The organism is Duganella fentianensis, from assembly GCF_009857835.1.
In the GTDB taxonomy this organism is placed as follows: Bacteria; Pseudomonadota; Gammaproteobacteria; order Burkholderiales; family Burkholderiaceae_D; genus Rugamonas; species Rugamonas fentianensis.
Window position 1 is genome coordinate 1,651,579 of the sequence record NZ_WWCL01000001.1, and the last position, 16,820, is coordinate 1,668,398.

Annotated in this window: 13 protein-coding genes; 6 read left to right on the forward strand and 7 right to left on the reverse strand. The window is 63.7% G+C overall.

The genetic code is table 11. From position 1 onward, the window contains the following. Position 1 precedes the first annotated feature (1 nt). The 3 genes from rbbA to GTP23_RS07205 are packed head-to-tail and all read right to left on the reverse strand — an operon-like array spanning position 2 to position 5,402. Positions 2–2,869 carry a ribosome-associated ATPase/putative transporter RbbA gene (rbbA, locus tag GTP23_RS07195; RefSeq protein ID WP_161034449.1) on the reverse strand — a complete coding sequence of 956 codons (2,868 nt, stop codon included), beginning with the start codon at positions 2,867–2,869 and terminating at the stop codon, positions 2–4. Then, entirely contained in the window at positions 2,866–3,939 is a 1,074-nt protein-coding gene (locus tag GTP23_RS07200) for an HlyD family secretion protein (RefSeq protein WP_161034450.1), read from the reverse strand. Before GTP23_RS07200 ends, rbbA begins: the two co-directional genes overlap by 4 nt. Then, on the reverse strand, positions 3,936–5,402 hold the full coding sequence (locus tag GTP23_RS07205; RefSeq protein WP_161034451.1) for an efflux transporter outer membrane subunit: 1,467 nt from the start codon (positions 5,400–5,402) through the stop codon (positions 3,936–3,938). The genes GTP23_RS07200 and GTP23_RS07205 overlap by 4 nt, the downstream gene beginning before the upstream one ends. Before the next feature lie 284 nt (positions 5,403–5,686). Between GTP23_RS07205 and GTP23_RS07210 the strand changes: the two genes are divergently transcribed. The 3 genes from GTP23_RS07210 to GTP23_RS07220 all read left to right on the forward strand — a co-directional run bounded on the left by GTP23_RS07210 (position 5,687) and on the right by GTP23_RS07220 (position 8,211). Next, positions 5,687–7,324, forward strand: a complete 1,638-nt coding sequence (locus GTP23_RS07210) for a PHA/PHB synthase family protein (protein WP_202412077.1) — start codon at positions 5,687–5,689, stop codon at positions 7,322–7,324. A 207-nt stretch (positions 7,325–7,531) separates the two neighbouring features. After that, the gene (locus GTP23_RS07215) at positions 7,532–7,786 is read left to right on the forward strand and encodes a type II toxin-antitoxin system Phd/YefM family antitoxin (protein ID WP_161034453.1); all 255 of its coding nucleotides are present in this window, start codon (positions 7,532–7,534) and stop codon (positions 7,784–7,786) included. Further along, complete coding sequence (locus tag GTP23_RS07220) at positions 7,783–8,211, forward strand: type II toxin-antitoxin system VapC family toxin (RefSeq protein ID WP_202411947.1); 429 nt, start codon at positions 7,783–7,785, stop codon at positions 8,209–8,211. The genes GTP23_RS07215 and GTP23_RS07220 overlap by 4 nt, the downstream gene beginning before the upstream one ends. A gap of 245 nt (positions 8,212–8,456) precedes the next feature. On the opposite strand, the gene GTP23_RS07225 is transcribed toward GTP23_RS07220, so the two are convergent. The 4 genes from GTP23_RS07225 to GTP23_RS07240 form a co-directional block, all read right to left on the reverse strand. Beyond that, the gene (locus tag GTP23_RS07225) at positions 8,457–10,787 is read right to left on the reverse strand and encodes a hybrid sensor histidine kinase/response regulator (protein WP_161034454.1); all 2,331 of its coding nucleotides are present in this window, start codon (positions 10,785–10,787) and stop codon (positions 8,457–8,459) included. Then, complete coding sequence (locus tag GTP23_RS07230) at positions 10,784–11,164, reverse strand: Hpt domain-containing protein (protein WP_161034455.1); 381 nt, start codon at positions 11,162–11,164, stop codon at positions 10,784–10,786. The genes GTP23_RS07225 and GTP23_RS07230 overlap by 4 nt, the downstream gene beginning before the upstream one ends. After that, a complete protein-coding gene (locus tag GTP23_RS07235) occupies positions 11,161–12,855 on the reverse strand; it encodes a sensor histidine kinase (protein ID WP_161034456.1) in 1,695 nt (564 codons plus the stop codon). The genes GTP23_RS07230 and GTP23_RS07235 overlap by 4 nt, the downstream gene beginning before the upstream one ends. Before the next feature lie 109 nt (positions 12,856–12,964). Further along, positions 12,965–13,594, reverse strand: a complete 630-nt coding sequence (locus GTP23_RS07240) for a response regulator (protein ID WP_161034457.1) — start codon at positions 13,592–13,594, stop codon at positions 12,965–12,967. A 226-nt stretch (positions 13,595–13,820) separates the two neighbouring features. On the opposite strand from GTP23_RS07240, the gene GTP23_RS07245 reads away from it, so the two are divergent. The 3 genes from GTP23_RS07245 (at position 13,821) to GTP23_RS07255 (ending at position 16,820) form a co-directional block, all read left to right on the forward strand. Beyond that, positions 13,821–14,882 (forward strand): HD domain-containing phosphohydrolase, encoded by a 1,062-nt coding sequence (locus GTP23_RS07245; RefSeq protein WP_161034458.1) that lies wholly within the window; start codon positions 13,821–13,823, stop codon positions 14,880–14,882. After that, on the forward strand, positions 14,879–15,139 hold the full coding sequence (locus tag GTP23_RS07250; RefSeq protein ID WP_229255949.1) for a helix-turn-helix domain-containing protein: 261 nt from the start codon (positions 14,879–14,881) through the stop codon (positions 15,137–15,139). Before GTP23_RS07245 ends, GTP23_RS07250 begins: the two co-directional genes overlap by 4 nt. Positions 15,140–15,566: 427 nt before the next feature. Beyond that, complete coding sequence (locus GTP23_RS07255) at positions 15,567–16,820, forward strand: hypothetical protein (RefSeq protein ID WP_161034459.1); 1,254 nt, start codon at positions 15,567–15,569, stop codon at positions 16,818–16,820.

Genomic DNA, 16,820 nt, shown 5'->3' on the forward strand with positions numbered 1-16,820 from the left:
GCTAGCGTTCCTGTTTGTGCAGCAGCAGCACGGACAGCACCACGATCACGGGAACGGCGATGGCCAGCGGCCAGAAGGCAGAACCGAGGTGGGCCAGATCGAGCGCCTTGTTGAAGACGCCGCGGCTGATGGTGAGGAAATGGGTGGCCGGATAGATCTTGCCGATCAGCCGGCCCGGCCCTTCCAGGCCCGAGACGGGATTGAGTAGACCGGAGAACTGCACGCAGGGGATGATGGTGCCTATCATGGTGACGAACAGGGCGGCGATCTGGCTGCGCGTGAAGCTGGAAGCCAGCAGGCCCAGACCGGTGGCGCAGATCACGTACAGCAGCGCGCCCAGCGTAATCGTCAGCAGGCTGCCTTTGAGCGGCACGCCGAACGCCGTCACGGCCAGTAGCGTCATCAGGGCGAAGTTGAACATGCCCAGTGCGATATACGGCAGCTGTTTCCCCAGCAGGAATTCGGCGCGCGTTACGGGCGTGACGTACAGGTTGAGAATGGAGCCCAGCTCTTTTTCGCGCACCACCGAGAGGGCACTGAGCATGGCCGGGATCATCATCAGCAGCATGGGGATCACGGCCGGTATCATGGCCGGCAGGCTCTTGACGTCGGGGTTGTAGCGGTAGCGCGTTTCGATGCTGCCGGCGCTGCTGGGGTGCATGCCGAGGCGGTGTACGGCCATGTCGGCCAGCCAGCTCTGATGTAGCGACAGCAGATAGCCGCGCGTGGTTTCGGCACGCAGCGGCATGGCGCCGTCTATCCATGCGCCCAGCTGCACGGGCGCACCGCGCTGCAGGTCGCGGCCGAAGCCGGCCGGGATTTCGATCGCCATGGCCAGTTCGCCATTGCGCATGCGTTTGTCCAGATCGTTGTAGTCCCTGATGGGCGGGCGCTCGATGAAGTAGCGCGAGCCGGCCAGATTGAGTGTGTAGTTCTGGCTCAGGCCACTCTGGTCGTGATCGAGCACGGCGTAGGACAGGTGCTCGACGTCGAGATTGATGCCGTAGCCGATGATGAACATCAGGATAGCGGTACCCAGCAAAGCCAGCGTGGCGCGTACGGGATCGCGCCGCAGTTCCAGCGTTTCGCGCAGCGTGTAGCTGTAGGCGCGGGCCAGACTGGCGCGCCAGCCGCGCGTGGCAGTGGCATGGGCGCTGTTGCTGGCGCTGTTGCTGGCGCTAGTGCTAGTGGTGCTGGCGGGTGCCGTGGCGACAGCTGCCGGTTCAGGTGCGGACGCAGGCGCAGGCTGTGCGGCCGATGCAGGGGCGGTCGCGCTGGCCGCGCCAATTGCCGGCGCCGCTGCCGCAGCCTGCGTGGCCTTGGCGTTGGTGGCATCCTGCAGATAGGCGATGAAAGCCTGTTCCAGTGTGGCGCTGCCGCGCATGCGCACCAGCTCCTGTGGCTCGGCACTGACCAGCACGCGCCCGGCATGCATCAGCGAGATGCGGTCGCAGCGCTCGGCCTCGTTCATGAAGTGGGTAGAAATGAAGATGGTCACGCGGTCGCGCCGTGCCAGCTCTATCATCAGCTCCCAGAACATATCGCGCGCCACCGGATCGACGCCGGAAGTAGGTTCGTCGAGGATCAGCAGTTCCGGCCGGTGCACCATGGCCACGGCCAGCGACAGGCGCTGGCGCACGCCCAGTGGCAGCTGTTCGGGCATGGCATCGAGCACGCCATTCAGGCCGAAGCGGCTGGCCATATCGGCTACGCGCGCGGCGATTTCCTGTTCCGGCACGCTGAACAGGCGCGCATGCAGTTCCAGATTCTGCAGCACCGTCAGCTCGGTGTAGAGCGAGAAGGCCTGCGACATATAGCCGACGCGGCGCCGTGTGGCCATGTCGCGCGTATCGACCTCGTGGCCGAACAGGCGCGCCGTGCCGGCCGTGGCAGGCAGCAGCCCGGTCAGCATCTTCATGGTGGTGGACTTGCCGCAGCCGTTGGAGCCGAGGAAGCCGAAAATTTCGCCACGGCGGATGCGGAAATCCACTCCGTCCACGGCAGTAAAATCGCCGAAGCGCATGGTCAGTCCCTGCGCTTCGATGGCGATATCATCCTGCGCGCCCGGTTCAAACGGCGGCACTACCAGCTGGTGGTGGCCACGGCGTTTTTCTTCCGGCAGCAGGGCAATGAAAGCTTCTTCCAGTATATTGCTGCCGCCTTGCTGGCGCAGTTCGGCCGGCGTGCCCGTTGCCAGTATGCGGCCGCCATCCATGGCTACCAGCCAGTCGAAGCGGTCGGCTTCTTCCATGTAGGCGGTAGCTACCAGCACGCTCATGGCGGGGCGCTCGACGCGGATACGGGCGATCAGGTCCCAGAACTGGGCGCGCGACAGCGGGTCCACGCCGGTGGTGGGTTCGTCGAGGATCAGCAGGTCGGGATCGTGGATCAGCGCGCAGCACAGGCCCAGCTTCTGCTTCATCCCGCCCGACAGCTTGCCGGCCGGACGGGCCAGAAACGGCCGCAAGCCCGTGCTATCGGTCAGCTGGTCGATACGGCGGCGCCGTTCGGCCGCATTGTGGCCGAACAGGCGGCCGAAGAACTGCAGATTCTCTTCCACCGACAGGGTGGGGTAGAGATTGCGCCCCAGCCCCTGCGGCATGTAGGCGATGCGGGGACAGACGGCATCGCGGTGGCGCCGCTGCGCCATGTCGCCATCGAGCACCTGCACCAGCCCTTGCTGCACGGCGCGCGCACCGGCCAGCAGCGATAGCAGGCTGGATTTGCCCACGCCGTCAGGGCCGATCAGGCCTACCATGCAGTTGGCCGGAATGGCCAGATCGATCTGGTCTAGCCCGACGGCTGCCCCGTAATGCAGGCTGACGCCCTCAACCCGTGCAACCGGCGGCTGTTGCGCCGGCCCGTTCACTTGCTCACCCGTACTTGCAGCTCGCTAGGCCAGCCGGCTTGCGGGTCGAGTTTGACCCAGGCTACGCCGGGCAGGCCGGTTTTCACCTGCGTCAGATGCTGCTGCAGCAGGCTGCGGTCGATCTGGGCTTTGACGCGGAACATCAGCTTCTGGCGTTCGCTGGCCGTCTCCACGGTTTTCGGCGTGAACTGGGCCGTGCTGGCGACGAAGGACACCTTGGCGGGAATCACCATGCCCGGTGCGGCATCGAGCCGCACATGCACTTCGGCGCCCAGTGCCAGTTTGCCGGCCACCTGCTCCGGTACGAAGAAGGTCATGTAGACATCGCTGAGGTCGACCAGATTGAGCACCTTGCCGCCAGCGCCCAGCACTTCGCCGGCCTGGGCGATGCGGTACTGCACGCGCCCAGCGCGCGGCGCTTTCAGTGCGCTGTCGTTGATATCCACGCCTATGCGCTCGATGGTGGCCTGCGCTGCGGTGGCGGCCGAAGTGGCACCTGTCACCTGGGTGCGTGCTGCTTCGATGGCGCTGCGCGCCGCTGCGGCCTGCGCCTGCGCGGCGCGGATGGCGGCCGTGCTGCTGCGCACGCGGCTGCGGTCATCATCGAGTTCCTGTTCGGACGAAGCGCCTTCCGTTACCAGCGTCTGCGAGCGGCGCAGGCGGCGTTCGGCCGCATCGAGTTCGCTTTCGCGCAGCGTCACCACGGCTAGCGCGGCCTGATAATCACTTTCGCGCACGGCCACCATGGACTGGGCACTGGCCACGCCCGCTTCGGCATGGCGCAGATTGGCCGTGGCTTCGGCGCGCTGGGCTTCCAGCGTCAGCACCTGCATATGGCCCAGCGTCTGGCCGGCGCTGACGAAATCACCTTCGTTGACGAGGATGTCCTGCAGCCGGCCCGGCAGCTTGGCGGCGACGTCGATTTCGGTTGCTTCGATGCGGCCGTTGCCGCTGGCGAAAGCCTCGCCGGGGCCGCTGCTATGCAGATGGGTCCAGCCGTAATAGCCCCCCAGCAGGGCGGCACCGGCCACGCCGGCAGTAATCAGTTTGGTGCGGAGAGTGAGCGTCATGAGCGTGGCGTAGATAAGAGTTCGGGTTGTTGTGCAGCTTGCGGAGCACCGCCCAGGGCGGCATACACGGCGATGCCGGCCGAGAGCAGGGCGCGGCGGGTCTGTACCAGCTGCTGTTCGGCGCTGAGCAGATCGCGCTGGGCATCGAGCACGTCCAGATAAGGCGCGGCGCCATTATCGAAGCGTAGCTGGGTCAGGCGCGCGCGTTCGCGCTGCACGGCCAGCGCGTGGCTGGCGATGGCGGCCTGCTGGCCCAGCCAGTGGCGCGCCGACAGGGCGTTGGCCACATCGCGGAAAGCTGCCTGCACGGCCTTGTCGTAGCTGGCCACGGCGCTGTCGCGGCGGGCCTGCATCAGGGCCAGATTGGCGTCGCGCCGGCCAGCGTCGAACAGGGGCAGGGTGATGCTGGGGCTGAAGTTCCAGCTGCCGCTGCCCGGTTTGAACAGGCCATCGAGTGCGGCACTGGCGGTGCCGCCCGAAGCCGTCAGGCTGATGGACGGGAAGTAGGCTGCGCGGGCTGCGCCGATATTCGCATTGGCGGCCTGCAGCTGCAGCTCGGCAGCACGCAGGTCGGGACGGCGTTCCAGCAGGGCGGCCGGCAGGCCGGCTGCCAGCTCGGGCAGTTCGCCCAGCGTGCTGTCGGCAGTGGTGACGGCCTGCCACTGGATGGGCTGGCCCGCCAGCAGTTGCAGGGCCTGCAGCGCGGCGTCGTGCTGCTGCTCCAGCTGGGCCGCTAGTGCCTGCGCTTGCGTGAGCAGGGTTTCGACCTGGGTCAGATTCAGCCGCGAAGCGGATCCGGCCGCCACGCGGCGGCTGTAGATGCGGAAGCTTTCCTGCCGACTAGCCAGTGTGCGCTGGGCTAGCAGCAGGCGCTGGTCAGCTTCGCGCAGCGCATAATAGGCATCGGCCACCTGGGCGATCAGGCCCAGTGTGACAGCCTGACGGGCTGCATCCGTCGCCAGATAGTCGGCCCGCGCTGCATCGCGCAGGCTGGCCAGCCGGCCCCAGAAATCCAGCTCCCATGCGGCCACGCCCACACCGGTCTGGAACTGGCTGGTGATCATGGGGTGACGCGTCAGGCTCAGATCGGCCGGCACGTGGGTACGGTTGCTGCCGCCCTGCGCGGCGATCACGGGGGCGAGCGCGGCCTGCTGGTAGCCCAGCGCCGCGCGGGCCTGTTCTACCCGCAGGGTGGCCGTGCGCAGGTCGCGGTTGTGTTCCAGTGCCTGGCTGATATAGCTTTGCAGGGCCGGATCGGTAAAGTAGTGCTGCCAGTCCGCCGGCATGGCGCTGGCGGCGCTAGTATCGCTGGCAGCCGTGGCATTGCCGGCGGCCGGATAGCTGGCCGCAACGGCCAGCGGCGGGCGGCTGTACTGGGGCGCCATGGAGGCGCATCCGGTCAACAGACCGAGCAGGGCGAGTGCGATGCACCGTCTGCTTGAATTTAAGGTAATGTTGGTCATGCGCCACAGTTTATTGACCGTTGTCAAAAAAATGTTTGATGTGGATCAAGGATTAACACTCTTGGCTCGCAAAGTGGTCTTATCGGGTAATTTGATGCAGATCAATTACTAAATTGCGCACGGTCGTTCATAATTTATCTGTTCAATGTTAAGGAGGGCATGTGAATCCAACCCCTAGCACCACCGCAGACAAGTCTGCCCGCACCACGCCGGGCCGGGCCGGCAAGAGCGACGCACCGGCTGCCACGGCCAGCCAGACGCTGGATTTGTTCGTGCAGAGCCAGATGGCCAAGCTGACGGGCGGTGTCTCGCCCATAGGCATGGGGCTGGCATTCATGGACTGGGCCTGCCATCTGGCCACTTCGCCGGGCAAGCAGATGGAGCTGCTGATGCAGACCTATGCCGTACCCGTGACGGCCGATGGCAAGCTGGCCGACGGGCGCTTCTCGGGGCCGGACTGGCAGCACTGGCCTTACCAGCAATATGCACAGAATTTCCTCCAGTGCCAGCAATTCTGGGAGCAGGCCACCACCGGCATACGCGGCGTGGCGCCCCATCACAGCCAGGTGGTCAATTTCACGGCGCGCCAGCTGCTCGACATGATGGCACCATCGAATTTCCTTGCTACCAATCCCGAAGTGCAGCGCGCGGCCGTGGAGAGTGGCGGGCGCAGTCTGGCCGACGGTGCGCTGAACTGGCGCAAGGATGTCTGCCGCAAGCTGGCGCCGCCCGGCATGGCCGTGCCGGAACCGGCTGACGCCAGCTACCGCCCCGGGGTGGAAGTGGCGCTGACGCCGGGTGTGGTGGTGTTCCGCAACGAGCTGATGGAACTGATCCAGTACCAGCCGCAGACGCCTACCGTGTACCGCGAGCCCGTGCTGATCATGCCGTCGTGGATCATGAAGTACTACATCCTCGATCTGTCGCCGGAAAACTCCATGGTGCGCTATCTGGTGGAGCAGGGTCATACGGTGTTCATGGTGTCGTGGCATAACCCCGGCGCGGCCGAGCGCAATCTGGGCATGGACGACTATCTGCAGCGCGGCCTGTACGCAGCGCTCGATCAGGTGACGGCGATCTGCCAGCAGGCGCCCGTGCATACGGTGGGTTACTGCCTGGGCGGTACGCTGCTGGCCATAGGTGCGGCAGCGCTGGGCGCGCCTAGCGGCCCGAAACATGGCACGCTGGCTTCCGTCACGCTGCTGGCGGCGCAGACGGATTTCAGCGAGCCGGGCGAACTGGGCCTGTTCATCGACGATAGCGAGCTGGCTTTCCTCGATGCGCTGATGTGGAAGCAGGGTTATCTCGATGGCGACCAGATGGCGGCGTCGTTCCAGCTGCTGCATGCGCGCGATCTGGTGTGGTCGCGCATGATGCGCGAATACCTGCTGGGCCAGCGCTCGGCGCCGAACGATCTGATGGCGTGGAATGCCGATGCCACCCGCCTGCCATTCCGCATGCATAGCGAATACCTGCACGGCCTGTTCCTGCGCAATGATCTGGCCGAGGGCCGCTATCAGGTGGGCGGCCAGCCGATTGCGCTGGCCGATATGGCCGGGCCGCTGTTCGTGGTGGGTACCGAGCGCGATCACGTGTCGCCATGGCGTTCGGTGTACAAGCTGCATCTGCTGTCGCCGGCAGCGATCGATTTCGTGCTGGCTTCGGGCGGCCACAATGCCGGCATCGTCTCCGAACCTGGTCATGCGCACCGCAGCTACCGCCGTCTGGCCGATGCCGCTCCCGGCGGCTACCGCAGCCCCGATCAGTGGCTGGCGCAGTCGGAGCTGGTGGAGGGTTCGTGGTGGCCATGCTGGCAGCAATGGCTGGCGCAGCATTCGGCCAGCAAGCGGGTCAAACCGCCTGCACTGGGGCAGGGCCAGACGCTGGGCGCGGCGCCCGGGCATTTCGTGCTCGACGCCTGAACGGCAAGACCTAAAAAACGGCAGCGCTGGACTGAACCCTGAAAGTTGGCGACAACTTTCAGGGTTCAGTTCTCACGTCTCCTATTTTTTTTGAAACGCTGCGATGATGGTTCTGGCGTTTTAGCCTTTGACGGTGCATAAGGCTTGCCCCTGGTCTTACCATGGTAGTAACATGACTACATTAATTTGACATGCAGGAGTGTCACCATGGCAATTACCACTATTTCTAGCCGTGAGTTCAACCAACAGGTGAGCGAGGTGAAACGTGCCGCCAACAACGGACCGGTGTTGATCACCGATCGAGGCCGCCCGGCCCATGTGCTGATGAGCTTCAAAGACTATCAACGGCTCACCAAGCAACGCCGTAACATCGCCGATGTGCTGGCGATGCCGGACACTGCCGATATCGAGTTTGATCCGCCGCAAGCAACCATCGGGCAACGGACAGCTGATTTCTCATGATGTTTATTCTCGATACCAACGTAGTGTCCGAGCTACGCAAAGTGCGGCTCGGCAAGGCTGATATGCAGGTAACAGCCTGGGCAGAAAGCGTTGACGCCGCTGACCTCTTTGTATCGGCTATTACCATTCTGGAGCTAGAGCTTGGCGTTTTGTCGATCGAGCGTAAGGATGCCACGCAGGGAGCCATGTTGCGTGCCTGGTTGACGAAGCAGGTGCTGCCTGAGTTTGCAGAGCGCACTCTGCCTGTCGATACTGCTGTGGCACAACGCTGCGCCCGGCTCCATGTGCCCGACAAGCGTGGCGAACGGGACGCACTCATCGCGGCAACCGCGCTGGTGCATAGCATGACGCTGGTTACTCGCAACGTCACCGACTTTCAGGCCATGGGAGTTACCCTGATTAATCCGTGGGAAGTATCGCAGTGAGCGCCTTGGATCGGCTACCAGTTGAATCTGCAACTGGTTACCCGCAAGATCCATGGACGAAACGAGAAAACCTTCCTAGAAAGGGCGGCTCAGACTATGACTTGACATCAGAGCAGTGGTTGAGTTTTTGGCTTGGTCGCACAAACACAATAACTCTTCCTTACTGCTTTCTGGCGTTTGCGCCGTGCTTATACCGGTAATCTGTGAAGAACCTTGTTATTTTGCGGGTTGCTACGGCCGGCGTATCAGCCGCGCCGGGTCCAGCGCTCGATCACGCCGGCGAAGGCGGCCGAGGTGAAAGGCTTGGTCAGATAATCGTCGGCGCCGGAATTGATGCAGCGTTCGCGGTCGCCATCGATGGCGCTGGCCGTCAGGGCCACCACCGGCGTGCGCGGCAAACCTTGCGCTGCTTCGCGCGCGCGCAGCGCTTCGGTCGCCTGATAGCCATCCATCACGGGCATCATGCAGTCCATCAGCACCATGTCGTACTGGCGCTCGGCCAGTGCATCGAGGGCTTGCTGGCCATCGTGCGCTTCATCGACATCCCAGCCCAGCCGGGTCAGGAGTATGCGCGCCAGCTGGCGGTTCATTTCAGTGTCTTCCACCAGCAGGATGCGGCCTTGTTTGGGCGCCTGCGGCCTTGCCGCAGCGCTGCTGGCTGCTGCGCTGCTGGTGCTAGTGGCGCTGGTGGTGTTTTCGGTGCTGGCGGGGGTGGGGACAGCAGTGTGCTTCATGGTGATACTTTCCACTTCAGGTTGGTTAACTGATGCTGGTCGCAAGTGCTGCGACGGAACGTCGACGGCAAAGGTGGCGCCGCAGCCCGTGCTGCTGCGGCAGGTGATGGTGCCACCCATCAGCTCGACGAGGCGTTTGCAGATGGCCAGACCCAGGCCCGTGCCGCCATAGTGGCTGCTGGTGCTGTGCTCGGCCTGGCTGAAAGGCTCGAACAGGCGCTGCTGGCCTTCCGCACTGATGCCTATGCCGCTATCGGTGACTTCGAAGTGCAGGCGCCAGCGGCCGCTGGCATCGCCGGGCGGGGTGGCATTCAGGCTCAGGCGGATGGTGCCGGCCGGGGTGAATTTGATGGCGTTGTTGATCAGATTGCCCATAATCTGGCGCATGCGCAGCGGATCGCCTTCCATCGGCCCCGGCAGAGGCCCGATATCGGTTTCGATCTGCAGCCCTTTGCGCAGGGCCACCGGTTCGTGCAGGGCCAGCACCTGCCGGATCATCAGGGCCGGATCGTAGGCTTGCAGGTCCAGCGTCAGGTGGCCTGATTCCACTTTGGAGAAGTCCAGCACGTCATTGATGATGTGCAGCAGTTCGACCGTGCCCTGATGCACGTTATGGGCATAGTTGCGCTGGGTATCGTCCAGCTTGGTGCCCAGCATCAGTTCCGACATGCCCAGGATGCCGTTCATGGGTGTGCGGATTTCGTGGCTCATCATGGCCAGGAAGCGCGACTTGGCCGCGCTGGCCGCATCGGCCGCGGCTTTCAGCTTGAGCGCCTGCTGGGCATCCTGCTCGCGCCGCTTGAGCAGCTGTTCGACCACGCGGAAGGCCAGCAGTACGGCGATCATGCTGGCCAGCGTGATGCCGGTGATCAGGCGCACATTGCGCCACCAGCCGTGCAGCAGCATGTCTTCATTGATGGTGGCGTTGATGATGAGCGGGAAGTCGCGCACCTGGCGCACGGCACCCATGCGGGTTTCCGGCTTGAGATCGTTGGATGCACGCGGGCTGCTGGTGACAACCACGTCATGCTGCTTGCCCTGGCTGATGACCTGATAGGTGGTACCGGTGCGCACCTGCTTGCTGATCATTTCTGGCGCATAAGGCCAGCGCGCCAGCATGGTGTAATCGCGGTTGTACAGGGTGATGGTGGAATCGGCACCCAGATTGACGCGGTGGAAAAAGTCGGCAAAGAACTGGCAGGATACGCCTACCAGCACGGCACCGACAAATTCGCCGCGCGCATTTTCGACGCGGCGGCTGACGTAGAAGGTCCAGTTGCCATTGCCCTTGTTGCGCACCGGTTCGCTCATATAGGGCTGGTCACCGCGGTGCGTGCTGTGGTAGCGGAAATAGTCGCGCGTGGACAGATTGATGGGCGGAGCCGGATAGCTGCGCGTGAAGTTGATGACATTGCCTTCCACATCGAGCAGCGAGACTACGTCCACCTGCGGTAATGCGGCCATCTTGTCGCGCAGGCTGTGGTAGATGTCTTCGCTGGCCAGCGCGTTGCGGCGGTTGTCGCCATTGCGTTCGGGCTGGTCCTGCACCAGTCCCACCACGCTGTCGAGCAGGGTGTAGCTGGCCGCCATGGTCTGCGCCGTGTTCTCGGCCAGCACCAGCGTCAGGCTGTCCATGTTTTCACGCCAGTCCTCGATCTCATGCTGGCGCAGCGACCAGGCCGAGATGCCGGCCGTCAGCGTCAGCAGTGCCAGCAGGGCAAAGCAGATCAGCTGCATGGCGCGGTGGGCGCTCAGGCCCGTGCGGTGCAGCAGCCGGCGCGGACGCGAGTTCTTCTTATGCGCCTGCAGCTCGGGCTGGGTCGGGACGTCGGGATTGCTCATGCATGGTTCCCCGGGGTGCTATGGGCTATGCTGAGCTGCATTTCTTCGAACACGGCCGGATACAGCACCGTCAGGCGCTGCTCGGCCAGTGCCAGGCGCTGACGCTGGCGTGCCGCCTGCTCCATTTCCTGCAGCAGGCTGGTCAGCTCTTTCGCGCCGATCAGCATGGTCATGCCTTTGAGCGCATGGGACTGGCTGGCAATGGCGCTGAAATCGCCCAGCTGCAAGCCTTGCTGCAGACGGGCATAAGTGGCGGGCGCGCTATCGATATAGGTGTGTGACAGTAGCAGGGCGATTTCCTGGTTGCCTGCCGCCGCCTCCAGCAGCACGGCAGGATCGATCACATGAAACACGGGCGAGGGTGGAACAGAGGTCATGCTGCTTCCTTGGTATTGGCGGCAGGCTGGGCTGGCGCTTCAATCTGGGGCGGGCGGATAAACGGTATGCTGAACAGGAATACCGAGCCTTGCCCGTCGCTATGTTCGAGGGCGATTTTACCGCCCATCAGTTCGACCAGGCGGGCGGCGATCGCCAGCCCCAGCCCGGCGCTGTCGCGCGCGCGCGAAGCGCTGTCGTCGGCGGTGGAGAATTGTTCGAATAAACGCGGCCGCAATGCTTCCGGCACGCCGCTGCCACTATCGCGCACGCGGAAATTCAGCTGGCTGGCACTGGCATCGGTCTGCAGCTGCACGCTGCCCGAGCTGGTGGCCTGGATGGCGTTATGCAGCAAGATGTCCATCACGCGCATCAGCTTGATGCGGTCGCAGATCAGGTGGCTGGGCAGGGCGTTGCCGTTGACCAGTTCCAGCTTGAGTCCCTTGTTCACGGCGGCACCGCGCTGGCGCGCCAGCGCGCCGTGCAGCAGTTCGCTCAGTACCGCCGTTTCCGGCGCCAGCTTGGTCTGGCCCGATTCCAGGCTGCTCAGTTCCAGCACGGCTTCCACCAGCCCCAGCAGCTTGATGCCGCAGCTATGGATGGCGTCGGCAAAGCCGCCCGCATGGCTGTTGGCAAACTCGGCCTGCAGCAGTTCGGAATACCCGAGGATGCCATTGAGCGGTGTGCGCAGTTCGTGCGACATATTCGACAGGAAGCGCGACTTGGCGCGGTTGGCCGCATGGGCCTGTTCGCGGCTGACGATCAGGCGGCCGATCAGCACGATGATCCCCACCGTGAAGGCCAGCACCACCAGACTGGTGACACCGGCCAGCGTGAGCGCCAGATTGCGCCGCTCGTGGTAGTCGGCCAGCGCTTCTTCGTAGTCTATCCCGACCAGCGCATACAGCGGCACGCCGGGCAGGTGGGAATAGGCATAGAAACGTTTGCGCTGATCGATAGGGCCCGATTGCAGCACGGTGCCGCGCTGGTTTTTCTGCATGGCGGCGAACAGCGGCGTATTGAAGATATCCTGGCCGCGGCTATCGTCATTGCCGACGCGGCGGGCGCGTACCACGCCATCTTCGCCGATCAGCGCGATCGAACCCTGGGTGCCCACATTGATATCGCTGTACAGGCGGGTGAAATACTGCGGGTCCAGCGACACCACGACCACACCGTTGAAACTGCCGTCCGGCTTGGCGATGCGGCGGGTCAGCTGGATGGACCATTTGCGCGACACCCGGCCCATCACGGGCTGGCTCACATACAGCAGGTCCGGTCCGGGCTGCATGTGGATGCGGATATGGGGCCGGTCGGCCAGATTGATGGTGGTAAATGGCTGGGTGGACAGCACCACGTCGGCATGTTCGTCGACGATGGTGAACAGGGTGTACAGATCGCTAGGGCCCAGACCTTCGGCCAGCTCGCGTTTCATGTCGAGCCTGGTGCCCAGGCTGTTGTAGCGGTGGCGCAGGAAGGTGACGGCTTGATCGGCAGCAGAAATGGTGCGGCTCGCGTGTTCGTCGAACAGGCGCACCAGATCCTGGGCTTCGCGTTCGGCCACGGCAATCGAGCGGCGCTGGTCCTGATCCAGCTGCCACAGGGTGGAACCCCAGATACCGCTGACCAGCAACAGGGCAAACAGCGCGAGTACCCAGCGTGCGTCCAGATGCCTTTGTACGGCTTGCAACATTTCCCTCTCCCTGCACGTGCCGCCAGCCGGAATGGTGGCGTGCCACGCGAGTAAGCCCTAAGATTGCCTCAGAAACAAAAATTTGTCAAATTCATTAACACCGATAAATTTACGGGCGGTTACGTTCGTGCTGGGCGCAGCAGGCCTTCAGATAGCCCCGCAGTTCATCATAATTGACAGGTTTGGGGAAAAATACCACACCGCGCGGCACGCCGCCCCGGTTTTGCAGCTCGGCCGGATCGAGGCCGGACAGGATGGCGATATGCATGGGGCGCAGCAGCGGATCGGCCACGATGGTGTTGATCAGTTCATAGCCATCGATGCCATCCATGACGATATCGGCCAGCACGATGTCGGGCTGGCGACGGGCGATTTCCAGCAGCGCCTGATAGCCGTTTTCGCAGAAGGTCAGCGTGGCCTGCAGGTTCCAGCTGGCGATCTGGGTCTCGTACAGCTGGCGCTGCATGGGGTTGTCTTCCACTACCAGTATGGTCGGTATGGCGTTGTTATTGCGGTTGGCCAGCACGGCAGCCGGCTGGGCCGCCAGTGAGCCGGCCGCTGGCTGCAGCTTGTAGGCCAGTACGGCAGCGAGGGGAATGCGGCGGTGGCCGCCCTTGGTTTTCCAGGCTTCGATGACGCCCGCTTCTACCAGCTGCTGCACGGAAGATACCGAGACGCCGAGGATCTCGGCGGCGCGCTGGGTGGTGCAGACTTCATCGGCTTGCGTTGCGTTTTTCATTGTCACTTGAGTCCCAAATTAGCCACAGTAGAATTTAAATATACCAAATTTGTTGAATTCGCAAAAAGCTCGGTATAATTGTTTTTATCGGCCATTACGTTCATATCTGCATTATGCCGCCGAAACAGTATTCCGCCTAGGGGTGGCGTAGCTGGGCGCCGGAACAGGCTGTCAAGGCGGTAGCAGAGGAAGCAGGCTAACAGGCAGGGCGGGGCTAGGAGCGCACATGAAAGTTCTGATCGTAGACGACAATCCATTAAATCTGGAATTGCTCACCCATGTACTGGGCACCATCGCGGTGGCCCAGCCGGTGCCGTTTGCCGATCCGGAAGCGGCGCTGGCCTGGTGCGCGGGCGAAGTGCCGGATCTGGTACTGCTCGATTACCAGATGCCGCAGATGGACGGGCTGGAATGCCTGCGTCGCCTGCGCGTGCTGCCGGGCCTGCAGAATGTGCCCGTCATGATGCTGACGGCCGACAGTAGCCAGGCCGTGCGGCACGAAGCGCTGCGGCTGGGCGCCAATGATTTCCTCACCCGCCCGCTCAACCACACCGAGCTGCACGCCCGCATCGGCAACCTGCTGGTGTGGCGGCTGGGGCAGAACCAGCTGGCCGAACATACCGAGCGGCTCGGCTATGCCGTGCAGCAGGCCGAAGCCAGAGCCAGCGCGCGCACCACGGAACTGGTGCAGCGCCTGCTGGAAGCGACCCAGCGGCGCGACCCCGATACGGCCGCCCACATGACCCGCATTGCCGATTACGCGCTGCTGATCGCGCGCCAGCTACGGCTCGACGATAGCCTGTGCCAGCAGATCGCTGATGCCGCGCCGCTGCACGACGTGGGCAAGCTGGCGCTGCCGGACGAATTGCTGTGCAAGACGGATGTGCTGAGCCAGGACGAACTGGCCCTGATGCGCACCCATGCGGAAAAAGGCGCGGCCATCCTGGCCGACAGCGATGTGCCGCTGCTGCAGATGGCAGCCCAGATGGCGCACAGCCACCATGAACATTTCGATGGCAGCGGCTACCCGCAGGGGCTGGCCGGCGACGCCATCCCGCTGGTGGCGCGCATCGTTGCCGTGGCCGACGTGTTCGACTCCCTGACCAGTGCCAAGCCTTACCGTCCCGGCTGGGAGGTGGCCGAGGCGGTGCAATACCTGCGCGACCAGCGCGGCAGCCAGTTTGATCCCGACTGTGTCGACGCCTTGCTGCGTGACATGGTCGGAGTGCGCATCATCCATACCCATTATGAACAACAAGCCCACAGGGCAACCCGGAGAGCAGCATGATGAAAATTCCACGTGGACGCGGCGCCTTGCCAGAGAACTATCCCAACGGCTTCCTCGACAGCGTGATCCGCGAACAGCGGCTGAAAAATGACGCCGAGCTGAGCCGGGTCCTGCAGCTGGCGCCGTCCAGCATCAGCAAGATCCGCCACGGCCGGGCCGAAGTCAGCGCCGAAGTGCTGCTGCGCGTGCACGAAGCGTTCGGCACGCCCATCGCCGAGCTGAAACGCCGTCAGAGCAGCGGCAGTACCACCCATTAAGTTGGCGTATCCACAATAACAGCGCCAGCTTGCGCACTTCCGTCGCAACGACGGGGGCGCTCCGGGCCGGGGTTGGCAGCTAACGGTGCCGGTCCTGATTGATCTGGCGCACCTTCAGTCCGGCAAGCACGGCCATGAAGGGCGGGTATCCCGGCTAGATGCCTTGATTCTATCTCGGCACAATTAAGCAAATATGTCGTATTCAAAGCCAGAATTGGCGGATTTGGTCTATGCAGCATCAAATCCGCGCCGGTGCTGGTTTTGATTTTTGGTATATTGCTCTAATTCATCGACAGTTTCCTTTTGGAAGTATAAAGTTCGTCTTCCGGTTTTTTCTGGCGTTACTTTTCTAGCGTTTCCCATCACGCTGATCGCGCCGGCCGCGTGCGGCCCGCGTCGCCGCTTTTCCCTACACTCTGGACTTTACATGGCGTTTGCCCACCTCTTTCTGCGCCGCAGTCGGGCGCTGCTGCTGCTTTTATCCGTGCTCGCGGCCGCAGGCGCACGGGCGGATGACGCTACGCCCGGTGCTGTGCGCATCAGCGGCTTCGGCACGCTGGGCTACGTGCATAGCAATGAAGATCAGGCCGACTACAGCGCCAGCGCGCTCAATCCGGGTACGGCCGGGGCCAGCAAAGTCTGGAGTCCCGATGTGGACAGCCGGCTGGGCGTGCAGGCCGACTGGCTGCTGAGCCCGCACTGGTCGGTGGTGGTGCAGCTGGTGGCCGAACGCAGTTTGCAGAACGGCTATGCGCCCCAGCTCGAATGGGCCTATCTGAAGTACCAGCTCAGCCCCGAACTGAATCTGCGGCTGGGCCGGATCGCCTTGCCGCTACTGCTGGTGGGCGATTACCGCAAGGCCGGCTATGCGCTGCCGTGGGTGCGCCCGCCAGTGGAACTGTATGGTGCCATCCCGATTAGCAATAGCGACGGGGTGGATGCCAACTACCGCTGGGCTAGCGGCGAGATGACCCATATCACCCAGCTGTTCTATGGCCATGCCGATGTGCCGTTCAAGCCGCAAGCCCATGCCCGGGCGCAGGCCATGACGGGGCTGTCGCACATCGCCACGCTGGGCGCCCTGAGCGTGCGCCTGAGCGCCATGACCACGCGGGTGTCGGCCAATCTGGTTCCCGAGCTGTTCGAAGGCTTGCAGCATGCCGGTACGGCCGGCGCCGCGCTGGAAGCGCGCTATGCGCTCGATAATGCCCGCACCGGCACGGTGGCACTGGGCTTCAGCTACGATAGCTGCGCGTGGTTCCTGACGGGCGAGGCGGCCAGCATGACCAGCCATTCCTTCCTCGGCCATCGTAACGCGGCCTATCTGAGCGGCGGCCTGCGCTTCGGCGACTGGACCCCGTATCTGGCTTACGCCGTCGCCCGGCCGGTATCGCCCATCGCCGATGCCGGCCTGCCGCTGGCCGGACTCGATGGTGCCCAGCTGGCCCGCAGCAGCGCGCTCAATAACGGGCTGAATGATCTGCTGTCGTCCATCCCGCACCAGCACAGCGTGACGGCCGGTGTGCGCTGGGATCTGGCGAGCAACTATGTGCTAAAAATGCAGTACGAGCGGCTGATGCCGGTGAGCGGCACGCGCGGCACCCTGATCCACATCCAGCCCGGCTTCCGTGCCGGCCATGCGATCAGCGTGTTCAGCGCTGCGCTGGACTTCGTGTTCTGA